This is a genomic window from Hallerella porci (genome assembly GCF_003148885.1).
GTDB lineage: Bacteria > Fibrobacterota > Fibrobacteria > Fibrobacterales > Fibrobacteraceae > Hallerella > Hallerella porci.
Genome location: NZ_QGHD01000061.1, coordinates 1 through 2,023 on the forward strand (window position 1 = coordinate 1; position 2,023 = coordinate 2,023).

At 43.1% G+C, this 2,023-nt stretch carries 1 protein-coding gene and 1 pseudogene; both read right to left on the reverse strand.

Annotated elements, in window-relative coordinates; translation table 11 throughout:
• Nucleotides 1-224: 224 nt before the first annotated feature.
• Entirely contained in the window at nt 225-1,112 is an 888-nt protein-coding gene (locus B0H50_RS12920) for a T9SS type A sorting domain-containing protein (protein ID WP_109587921.1), read from the reverse strand.
• A pseudogene (locus tag B0H50_RS12925) lies at nt 1,101-1,564 on the reverse strand (DUF6055 domain-containing protein); the annotation flags it as partial. The gene B0H50_RS12920 and the pseudogene B0H50_RS12925, both read right to left, overlap by 12 nt.
• Between the last annotated feature and the right edge of the window lie 459 nt (nt 1,565-2,023).

Here is a 2,023-nt window from a genome sequence, read left to right on the forward strand (position 1 = left end):
TGGCGACATGCTCAATGCAAAGCTTGCAGCAGCGGCGTTCAACTTCAAGAGGGCCATGAGGCGCTTTTTTGTCCTGTTGGAATGGCTATACTGTTGCTTCCTTTGCCGGGAAGGGGTGAATAAAAACGGCGAACCTCCTTATCCTGCGCTCGCGAAGTGACTTTTTAAGGGACGACTATATACCAAAAAAAATGCTATTTCTTGCAGTTTTTCTACTTCTTTGCCTAATTCTTCCTGAATTTCAAACTTGCTTTCGCTTTTGAATTTTGAACTTTGAGCAGGTAAATTCCGCTGGGCAAATTCTCGATGGAAAGCGTTTGCCTGCTTGCATTTAACTCTTGATTCAACAATAGCTTTCCTTGCAAATCGAAAATGTAAACTTTGTGATTTAAGAAAGATGAAATCTGGATTTCGTTTTCGGTAATGGTGATGTTTGGTTTAAAATTGTTTGCTATTGAATTTTTGATTCCGACTTCTTCTTCCTTTTTCTCTTCGGGAATTTCTGGCGTGGGTTCGTCAACGTCATACCACACGGCTTTTTCGATGCTTGCGGTGACTTCGGGTTTTGCTTCTGTCAGGCTAGCACCGTAATTCACGTTATTCAACATGCCGTCGTCAACTATGCCGTAAAACACGCCTTGGCTGATATTTTGAGTAAAGTTGTTTTCCAAATCGCCGCGAAGTTGTGCGGTTCCGCTAACTTGTTTATCACTCATGATGCGCATTACGCCATAAACTTGGGCGTAGCTTGAAACGGTTGTATTTTTAAGAACCGTAAGCGCTCCCACTTTGGCGTTGTCCTTTATCGCTCCGCTGACAAGCCAGGCATCGTCTTCTAGAACGGCTTTGTCTGAAATCGTGCCCGAGGTCACATACGCGCGGCTTTTTACGACGGCATCTCCCGAAATGGTTCCGCCATCGACAACGGCAAAATCTTCGATGCGGGCGTTTCCACTCACGGTTCCTGCGTTAACGACGGCGTTTTCGCCCACGTATGCAGAAGCTGCGACGTTTGCGTTATTTGAAACATAACCGCCGCCGTTTTCTACTTCAATCATGTAAGGGTAGCGATAAATGCTGTAGTAGAATTGATCCCACAAAATCGTCTGCATTGTTTTTGGCGTTGCAGCCACCGTCAAATAGAGTGCCCTGTCGCTTGCGTTTACATCAATTGAAAACTTCCTGCGGTGTCGATTTTCAATTCGCTGTAGCGAGGCGTTCCGTCTGCGCCTTCGGCAACCAAGGCAAACGCCCAAGCGCTTGCGGGGTCTTCGATTTTATCAGGCGAAAAATTGCACCAGTTGTATTGTTTTCCGTTATAAAAATCGTGGTTATCGCCAAAGCAGGTGTAGCCATCAATTGACTTTTGCTGCATAATGCCGCGGAACTTGACGGTCTCTTTTTGCGCATTTTGATTCGGATAAAGTTTGACGATGTTGTAGCCGTATCGTTGTGGCGCCCAGTAGCTTGGTGAAATGTAGCGGTTGTGTTCTTTGTCTAACAAATTATGTGTATGGACTAACCTTAAATCTGGGAAGCCCGATAAGCGATAAAAAATTTTCAATCCAAGAGAAGTGCGAACGCACTTCTCTTTTTTTTATTTTGCATCTCTAGCGTCCACTTATAGTCACTCTAAAATGTTCAAGTCCTTTATTTACAAGGCTTTCAGACGATTTTGAGCCCGCGACGACTTGAGATTACATTTGGGAAAAGGAGATTCCCTTATGTTTATTACACAGTTGCTTCAACATTTAAAAATTAGACGATTTGAAGTTTATAAAAGTTCAAAACTTTATCCAGAAAAATTTCGGAAAGTGATTTGCCATGATAAAAAAACTTGACTATAAATTTTTGACAAACAATTTTAACTCTTCTGCGGAAAAATTTCTTTGATTTATCGGAATTGTTGGACATTGAATTATTTTTCAAGTATGAACGAGACTATCGCATTAAGCAACGCCTTGCAACAAGTGCTCTTGAGCTGGCGCAATCAAGCAGGGAGCACCCAAGACGCAGTCGCAAG